This is a genomic window from Kitasatospora sp. NBC_00374, from assembly GCF_041434935.1.
Lineage (GTDB): Bacteria > Actinomycetota > Actinomycetes > Streptomycetales > Streptomycetaceae > Kitasatospora.
In genome coordinates this window covers 6,286,920-6,295,638 of record NZ_CP107964.1, presented here as the reverse complement: position 1 = coordinate 6,295,638, position 8,719 = coordinate 6,286,920, and the positions used below count along the sequence as shown (strand labels likewise).

Annotated in this window: 6 protein-coding genes; 4 read left to right on the top strand and 2 right to left on the bottom strand. The window is 74.0% G+C overall.

Going from position 1 to position 8,719, the window contains the following annotated elements; translation table 11 throughout:
* Positions 1–89: 89 nt before the first annotated feature.
* Positions 90–2,387 carry an ATP-binding cassette domain-containing protein gene (locus OG871_RS28095; protein ID WP_371500455.1) on the bottom strand — a complete coding sequence of 766 codons (2,298 nt, stop codon included), beginning with the start codon at positions 2,385–2,387 and terminating at the stop codon, positions 90–92.
* Between the two features lie 190 nt (positions 2,388–2,577).
* Positions 2,578–2,928, bottom strand: coding sequence for a DUF5132 domain-containing protein (locus OG871_RS28090; protein ID WP_371500453.1), 351 nt, complete (start codon positions 2,926–2,928; stop codon positions 2,578–2,580).
* A gap of 539 nt (positions 2,929–3,467) precedes the next feature.
* Between OG871_RS28090 and OG871_RS28085 the strand changes: the two genes are divergently transcribed.
* The 4 genes from OG871_RS28085 to OG871_RS28070 are packed head-to-tail and all read left to right on the top strand — an operon-like array spanning position 3,468 to position 8,689.
* Positions 3,468–5,051, top strand: a complete 1,584-nt coding sequence (locus OG871_RS28085) for an ABC transporter substrate-binding protein (RefSeq protein WP_371500451.1) — start codon at positions 3,468–3,470, stop codon at positions 5,049–5,051.
* Between the two features lie 13 nt (positions 5,052–5,064).
* Positions 5,065–6,033, top strand: a complete 969-nt coding sequence (locus OG871_RS28080) for an ABC transporter permease (protein WP_371500450.1) — start codon at positions 5,065–5,067, stop codon at positions 6,031–6,033.
* Between the two features lie 35 nt (positions 6,034–6,068).
* A complete protein-coding gene (locus tag OG871_RS28075; RefSeq protein ID WP_371503451.1) occupies positions 6,069–7,901 on the top strand; it encodes a dipeptide/oligopeptide/nickel ABC transporter permease/ATP-binding protein in 1,833 nt (610 codons plus the stop codon).
* On the top strand, positions 7,898–8,689 hold the full coding sequence (locus OG871_RS28070) for an ABC transporter ATP-binding protein (protein ID WP_371500448.1): 792 nt from the start codon (positions 7,898–7,900) through the stop codon (positions 8,687–8,689). Before OG871_RS28075 ends, OG871_RS28070 begins: the two co-directional genes overlap by 4 nt.
* Positions 8,690–8,719 lie beyond the last annotated feature (30 nt).

Genomic DNA, 8,719 nt, shown 5'->3' with positions numbered 1-8,719 from the left:
AAGTGTGGGCGGGCGGGCGCGCAGGGCGCGCAGGGCCGCGCCGACCGCGGTGGCGTCACGCGGTCGGCGGCCGGGGCGGCTCTCTACGGTCAGGCGGCGAGTTCGCCGGCCTGGAGCTGCCAGAGGGATGCGTAGAGTCCGTGCTGGGCGAGGAGTTCGTCGTGGGTGCCCTGTTCGGCGATGATGCCGCCCTTGTCCATGACATAGATCCGGTCGACATGGCGGACCGTGGAGAGGCGGTGGGCGATGACGACCATCGTCCGGTCGGCCGCGAAGCTGCGCAGTGTGCGCTGGATGGCGGCCTCGGTCTCGTTGTCCACGGCGGAGGTGGCCTCGTCGAGGATGACGACCGGCGAGTCCTTGAGGATCGCGCGCGCCAGGGCGATCCGCTGCCGCTGGCCGCCGGAGAGCGCGGCGCCGCGTTCGCCGATCAGGGTGTCGTAGCCGTCCGGCAGCGTCGCGATGAAGGTGTGCGCCTCCGCCATGGCGGCGGCCTGGACCACGGCCTCGTCCGGGGCTCCGAAGCTGCCGTAGCGGATGTTGTCGGCGATGCTGCCGTCGAAGAGGAACGGGTCCTGGGCGACGAAGCCGATGGCGTGGCGCAGGTCGTACCGCCGCAGGTCCCGGACGTCCTGCCCGTCGAGCAGCACCCGGCCGGACTCCACGTCCTGGAAGCGCATCAGCAGTTTGGCGATCGTCGTCTTGCCGGATCCGGTGGCACCCACCAGGGCGGTCACCTGCCCGGCCGGGATGGTCAGCGAGAGGTCCTCCAGGGTCGCCGGCCGGCCGGGGTAGGCGAAGGTGACCCCGTCAAGGACGATCTCGCCCCGCACCTCGGCGGGGTCGAGTGTCCCGTCGCCGCCGTCCGCCTCGACGGGCAGGGCACGCAGCCGCTGGACCCGGTCGTAGGAGGCGAGGGTGCGCTGGTACTGGTCGGCGATGCCGCCGAGCCGGCTCATCCGCATCAGCAGCATCTGGGGCAGCCCGATCAGCGGACTGAACACCTCGAAGCGCAGGGTGCCGTTGAGCACCGCACGGCCACCGATCAGCAGGGTGCCGGCCATCGACGCGGTGGTGCAGGCCCGGACGGTCTCGGCGTGGCGGATCGTGCTCCGATCGGTCTGCCGGCTGCTCTCCTGGACCTCCTCGCTCAGCCCGTCGATGCGCTCGGCCTCGTAGTCCTCGGTGCAGAAGCTCTTGACGGTCGCACCGGCTTCGAGCGAGTTGATCACCTGGCTGCCCAGCCGGGCCCGGCGCTCGCCGGCGGCGGCGTAGCCTGCCGCGGCCTTGTCCTGGTGGTGCAGCGAGAGCCAGGCGATGACCGGGATCGGCAGGAACGCGATCCACGCGATCTGCGGTGCCAGCAGGAGGAACGCCGGTACCAGGAGGGCCAGGCTGGTGCCGAGTTGCAGCACGTCGTTGGCCGGGCCGGCGAAGAAGGCGCCCAGCTGGCCGACGTCGTTGGTGAGCGTGCCGGCCACCCGGCTGGTCCGCTCGCCCTCCAGGTGTCCCAGTTCGAGGTGCTGGACGTGTCGGTACGTGCGGCCGCGCCAGTCGTGCTCGATGTCCTGGCCGAGTCGGCGCCACTGGACGTTCGAGGCGTACGAGAGGCCCGCCACCGCGGCGCAGGCCGCGGCCACCAGCCCGGCGAGCCCCCAGAGTTGGGCGGAGGCCGTGGTCAGGCCGAGGCTGACCAGAGGGGCCGCCTCACCCTTGATGAGGACCAGGCCGGTCCAGCCGAGGAAGGTGCCGAGTGCCACTTCCGCGGCCTGGCAGGCGACGGACAGGGTGGCGGCCCGGTGGAGGCGGCGGCGGTGCGGTCCGACGATCTCCAGCAGGGGGTGGCGTTCGGTACCGGGCCCGGCCGCGTCCCGGGACGCGGCGACCGTTCTGTGCCACGCCTTCCGCAGGACGACCGCGGTCGCCACGGCCACCCCGCCCACCGCCACCAGTTGCCTGCCCAGTGCCGACCCCTTGATCAGCGCGACCCCGGCCGCGACCCCGCCGCCGACGGCGAGCACGGGGCGCACGACCGGGCCGCGGCCCGTCTGCGGGGCCGACGCGGAGGCGGGCCGGGCCGGCGCCTGGCGTCCCGCCCCGGTCGGATCCTCCGCGACCCGGCTGACGACCCTGCGGACGATCCGGCCGACGTCCGCGGCGCGCAGCCGCGCGTCGTGCCGGACGAGCACCCCGCCGGTGACCGGGTTGGCCTGGGCCTCGGTGATCCCTGGAATGCGGCGCAGCGCGGCGGCGAGGATCTCGGCCGTCCGGGGCCGTCCGAGCACCAGCTTGACGTCCCAGCGCTGGCGGCCCGGGGTGACCGAGCGGGGGCTCGCGCCCGGTTCCACGGAGCCGAATCCGGCTGCGACACCCAGTAGCGATGGCATGTGTACGATCACCTGTTTGCGGAGGTCACGGAGAACTGTCACGGAAACGACGGATCACGGCGACGGAGCGGGAGATTCTGGACAGCGATTCTGTGCGGCCGAACGGCCTGCGAACGGCCGCCGCCGGGGCGCGTTCCGCCGAAATCGATCGGCGTGCGCGCCTGGCGGCGGCCGCAGTCCTCACGGGCTGTCAGTGCGACTTTCCGGCGACGGCGCCGGCGGTCGCCCGGATCTTCGGGGTCCTCGCGTCCCCCTCGGCGTGGCCGGCAGCCCCTCCCTTGGCGCCGTTCCCGGCGGTGTGCCGGCCGTCACCGGGGTGGTCCTCGGTTTCACCGGCGGCGATCTGGGCGGCCATCACATCGGCGGCCACTTCTGCCGCGAGGTCGTGGATGTTCTCCCCGGCCTCCTGGGCCGCCTTCTTCACCTCCATCGCGAGGCCGACGGATGTCTTGACGACCCCGCGCACCAGTGGCTTGAGAAGTCGCTTGGCCAGCGGCGCGACGATGAGACCGACCAGGAAGGGGGGTACCAGGGGTGGCATGATGCTCCGTCCTCTCTACGCATACGTATGACAGGGAACCCGGGCACGGCGAACACCGGAGCAGCGCACAGCCGGGCGGATGGAAGCATTCCATCTCGGAATCCGGGATTCACCTAACGAATCGGATTCCCGGATACCGGAACGCGCCGTCCGATCCCACGGTCACCGTACTCGAACCATGTCGGCCTGAGCCAAATGGATTCTGCTGGATTCACTCGTGCGAGTGGTCATGGCCTTCCCGCGACATCCGAATCCCAGCGCACTCGAACGCCATTTTGTGCTATTACCGATTATCCGCCTCGAATGAGCGTCACATTGCCGCGCCGCCCATCGCCGCAGCCCGGGAATGGCGGCTTCCCACCCCGTCGGACTCGCGGCAGCGAGCCCCGCCACCCTCTCGTAAGGGTGAACAAGGATCGCCCGCCCCGTCACCCCGGACGGCTCCCGGCCCAGCCATCAGGCATCTCCGGACGCTCGAACACTTCTGCCGTGCACGTTAGTTGATTCACCACGACCGGACCCGGTGACACCATGACGGCATGCCCCGACGTAACCCGCCGGTCGTCCTGGCAGCTGCCCTCACCGCCTCGGCCGTCGCGCTGGGCGGCTGCGACGGCGGCGCCACCTCCTCGACGACCACCCCCCTGGTGGACCACGGCACCGTCCGGATCGCCGAGTCCAGCGAGACGCCGAGCTTCGACCCGTACTCGGCCTTCGGCGCCTCCCACGCCCGCTACGCCTACGACGCGCTGGTCAATCTCGCCCCCGACGGCACCCTGGTCACCGGCCTGGCCTCCTCCTGGCAGGCCACGGCCACCGCGGCCGCCTTCACCCTCCGCCCCGGCATCACCTGCTCCGACGGCACCCCCCTCACCGCCTCGGCGGCGGCCCGGGCGCTCAGCTACGCGGGCGACCCGGCCCACCAGCTCGCCGGCGCCCGGACCGTCCTCCCGAACGTCCCGTTCACCGCGAGCGCCGACGACGCGACCGGCACGGTGTCGGTGACCGCCGCCGCCCCCTTCCCGTTCCTCACCCGCACCATCGGCCTGCTGCCGATCGTCTGCCCCGCCGGCCTCGACCGGCCCCGTGCGCTGGACCGCGCCACCCAGGGCACCGGCCCCTACGTGCTGACCCGCTACACCCCCGGCGGGCCGTACGAGTTCACCGTCCGCGAGGGCTACTCCTGGGGGCCCGCCGGGGCGACGACCGCGGTGCCCGGGCTCCCCGCACGCATCGTCATCTCGGTGGTGCCCCAGGCCTCCACGGTGGCGAACCTGCTGCTCACCGGCGGCGTCGACATCGCGAGCGTGAGCGGGCCTGAGCGCGCCCGGCTCACCGGCCGCGGCCTGGCGACCACCGACGTGGCGACCGTCATCGGGCTGACCTTCTTCAACCAGCGCCCCGGCCGGGCACTCGCCGATCCGGCGCTGCGCCGCGCCCTGGTCTCCGCCCTCGACCGCCAGGGGCTCGCCAACGTCGCCGCCGGCGGCACCGGCAGCCCCGCCACCGACTTCGGCGCCGTGGGCGCCGTCTGCCACGCCGACCTCGCCGACGCCAACCTGCCCGCGCAGGACGCCGCCGAGGCCCTGCACGCCGCCGGCTGGACCCGCTCCGCCCACGGCCCGCTGGCCAAGGACGGCCGGCCGCTCCGGCTCCGCCTGATCACCAGTTCCGACCTCGGCCCGACCCTCGCCTCCGTCGCCGAGCTGATGGCCCGGGAGTGGACGGCGCTCGGTGCCGAGGTCGAGCTGGTCACCGAGAGCCTGCCCGCCCTCGTCAATGCCATGTACCGGAGCGCCGACTTCGACGTGGTGGTCGGCAGCACCCCGGGTTTCGCCCTGCCGGTCGGCTTCATCCCCTTCTTCTCCGGCCCCACCCCCGCCCAGGGCCTCAACTTCGCGGCCGTGGCCAACCCCGAGTACGACGCCCTGGTCGCCCAGGCCCTCCGGGAGACCGACACGACGGGCTGCGACACCTGGAACCGGGCCGCCGCCTCGCTCTTCCGCTCGGCCGACGCGCTGCCGATCGCCGAAGGCCGGAGCAGTGTGTACGGCTACCGCACCACCTTCACCACCACCTTCGGCGGCCAGCCCGTCCCCACCAGCATCCGCCTCCACCAGTGACCCGGGGCCCACCATGTCCGTACCCCAGCTACTGCGACACCCCTGGACGGTGTTCCTCGGCCGCCGCAGTATCCGGCTGCTCCTCTCCCTCGCAGCCGTGCTCACCGCGTCGTTCGCGATGGTCCGCCTCATCCCCGGCGATCCGGTCCGGGCCGCGCTCGGCATCGACGCCGCCCCCGACCTGGTGGCCGCCCGCCGGCACGCCCTCGGGCTCGACACGCCCTTCCTGTCCCAGTACCGGCACTACCTCGGCGGCCTCCTGCACGGCGACCTCGGCACCTCGCTGACCACCGGGACACCGGTCGCGGAACTGGTCCGCACCCGGCTGCCGGCCACCCTGGAGATCGCCGGCCTCGCCTTCCTGGCCACCCTCGCCGTCGCCCTGCCCGGCGGCCTGCTGGCCGCCGTCCGCACCCGCGACGGCCGCCGCCCGCGCACCGAGCTCGCGTTCACCGCGGCCACCGCCGCAATGGCCGGAGTACCGGACTTCGTCCTGGCCGCCGGACTCACCGCGTTGCTCGCCGTCGGCCTCCAACTGCTCCCGGTGGCCGGGGCGACAGGCGTCGAGTCCTTCGTCCTGCCCGTCCTCGCGCTCGCGCTCGCCCCCACCGCCGTCCTGCTGCGCATCGTCCGGGTGGAGGCACTGAAGGTGCTGAACGAGGACTATTTGCGCACCGCGCGCAGCAAACGGCTGTCCCCCGCGCGCCGCTACCTCCGCCACATGGCACCGAACACGGCCACCGCCGCACTCACCGTCGCCGGGAACCTGCTACCCGCCCTGATCGCCGGCACCGTGCTGGTCGAGAAGGTCTTCGCCTGGCCCGGCATCGGCTCCGCCATGGCCCAGTCCGTGGTCGCCCAGGACTACCCGGTGGTCCAGGCCATGGTGCTGGTGCTGGGCACCGCCGTGCTGCTCGCCGGCCTCCTGGTCGACGTGCTGCTCGCCGTGCTCGACCCCCGTTCGGCGATCCGGGAGATGTGACCATGAGCCTTCCACCCAGCCTCCGGCGCTCGCCCATGGCCTGGACCACCGCCGTCATGCTGGCGTCACTGGTCGCGCTCGCGCTGATCGGCCCACTGGTCTGGGGCGCGGCAGCCGACCGCCCGAACCCTGCGGCCGTGCTCCAGGGCCCCTCCGGGGAGCACCCCTTCGGCACCGACAACCTCGGCCGGGACCTGCTCGCCCGGGTCCTGACGGCCACCCGGCCCTCCCTGCTGCTCGCGCTGGCGGCGGTCCTGCTCGGCGCGGCCGCGGGAGTCCTCCTCGGGGCCTGCACCGCCGTCCTCGGCCGGCGCGCCCGCCGGCTGACCGCCGGGCTGATCAACCTCCTGCTCGCCTTCCCGGCGCTGCTCGTCGCCATGTTCCTCGCGGTCGTGTTCGGCGCGGGCGCGGCCGGGGCGGTGCTGGCCCTCGCCGCCGCGGGCGTCGCCGGATACGCCCGGCTCGCCCAGACCCTCGCCGCCGGCGTCGCGGGCACCGACCACCTGGCCGCGGCCCGGGTCCTCGGCCTGCGCCGCCACCGGCTGCTGTGGCGGCACGTCCTGCCCAACATCGCCGAGCCGCTGCTTCTGAGCATCACCACGGCGGCGGGAAGCACCCTGGTCGCGCTCTCCGGGCTGAGCTTCCTCGGGCTGGGCGTCCAACCGCCCGGCTACGACTGGGGGCAGCTGCTCAACCAGGGGCTCGACCGGATCTATGCCGAGCCCCTGCCCGCGCTCGCCCCGGGCCTGGCCGTCCTCTACGCGGCCCTGGCCTTCCAGCTGCTCGGCGAGGTCCTGGCCGGGAGCGTCGCCCGGCGCGGCCCGGTACCGCGCACGCCCGCGCCGACGCCTGCCCCGAGCGGCCCCGCCGAGGACGGGCTGGTCCTCCAGGTCGAGGACCTCACCGTCGAACTCCCCACCCAGGACGGCCCGATCCGGCCGGTGCGCGGCGTAAGTCTGTCGCTGCGGCCGGGCGAGATCGTCGGGCTCGTCGGCGAGTCGGGGTCGGGCAAGTCGCTCACCGCGCTCGCCATCGCCGACCTGCTCCCGCACGGCGCCCGGATCTCCCGGCGCACCCTGCGCCTGCTCGGGGCCGACCTCGCCGCCCTACCCCCGAGGGAACGGGACCGGCACCTCGCGACGGGCCTGGCGGTGGTCTTCCAGAATCCGGCCTCGGCGCTCAACCCGTCCCTGCGGGTCGCCACCCAGCTCACCGAGGCCGTCCGGGCCCACCGCGGCGCGGGCCGTGCGCAGGCCGCCGCGCAGGCCGCCGACGCCCTGCGCCGGGTCGCCCTGCCCCCGGCGCTGCTGCGCTCGCGTCCGCACCAGCTCTCCGGCGGCCAGCGCCAGCGCGTGATGATCGCCGCCGGGCTGATGGTGCGGCCCGGGCTGATCATCGCCGACGAACCGACCACCGCGCTCGACGTCACCGTGCAGCGGCAGATCACCGGGCTGCTCACCGACATCCGGCGGGACACCTCCGCCGCGATCCTGCTCATCAGCCACGACATCGCGCTCGTGGGCGAGTTCTGCGAACGGGTCCTGGTGATGTACGCGGGCACCATCGTCGAGACCCTGCCCGCCGACCGCCTCGCCGACCGCGCCCGGCACCCCTACACCCGGGCCCTGGTCGCCTCGGTACCGGACCTCGCCGCCGACCGCGACCGGTCGCTGCCGACGATCGGGGGCACACCGCCGGACCCGCTCGTACCCGCGCCGGGATGCCCGTTCGAGCCCCGCTGTCCGCGCAGCCGGGACCACTGCGCCGAGCAGGCCCCACCACTGGAGGACCTCGACGCGGGCCACCGGGTCGCCTGCTGGTATCCCGTACCGGTGGCAGCGGCCCCGGAGACGGTGGCCGCGTCATGACCGTCCTTCAGGTGACCGACCTCACCGTCCGCCACCCGGGCCCGCGCGGCCCGGTCACCGCCGTCGACGGCGTCTCGCTGGAGGTCCCGTCCGGCACCACGCTCGGTCTCGTGGGCGAGTCCGGCTCCGGGAAGTCCAGCCTGGCCCGCGCGGTCGTCGGCCTCCTCCCCGTGCACGGCGGACGGGTCCTGATCGACGGCCAGGAGGTCCGCACCCGCACCGTGCGCGACCGGCGCCGACTCGGCCGCCTCGTCCAGGTCGTCCTCCAGGACCCGGACACCGCGCTCGACCCCCGGATGACGGCCCGCCAGGCGCTCGTCGAAGCAGCCACCGTCTTCCGCCGACTCGACCGGGCCGCCCGCGCCGCGCACGTCACCGAACTGCTCGGCCTCGTCGGCCTGGACCCCCGGCTCGCCGACCGCCTACCGCGGCAGCTGTCCGGCGGCCAGCGTCAGCGGGTCGCCCTCGCCCGCGCCCTGGCCGTCGAGCCCGGCCTCCTGATCGCGGACGAGGTCACCTCGGCGCTCGACGTCTCGGTGCAGGCCGGCGTCCTCAACACGATCCGCGAACTCCAGCGGCGGCTCGGCCTGTCGATGCTGTTCATCGGCCACAACCTGCCGGCGGTCTGCCACGTCTCCGACACGGTGGCGGTCATGCGGCACGGCCGGGTCGTCGAGACCGCCCCCACCGAGACGATCCTGCACGCACCGCGGCATCCCTACACCCGAACGCTGCTCGCCTCCGTGCCCTCCCTGCGCGTCTCCCCACCCGAGCGGAAGACGTCATGACCGTCGCCCCCCGAACAGAGGTGGCCACCG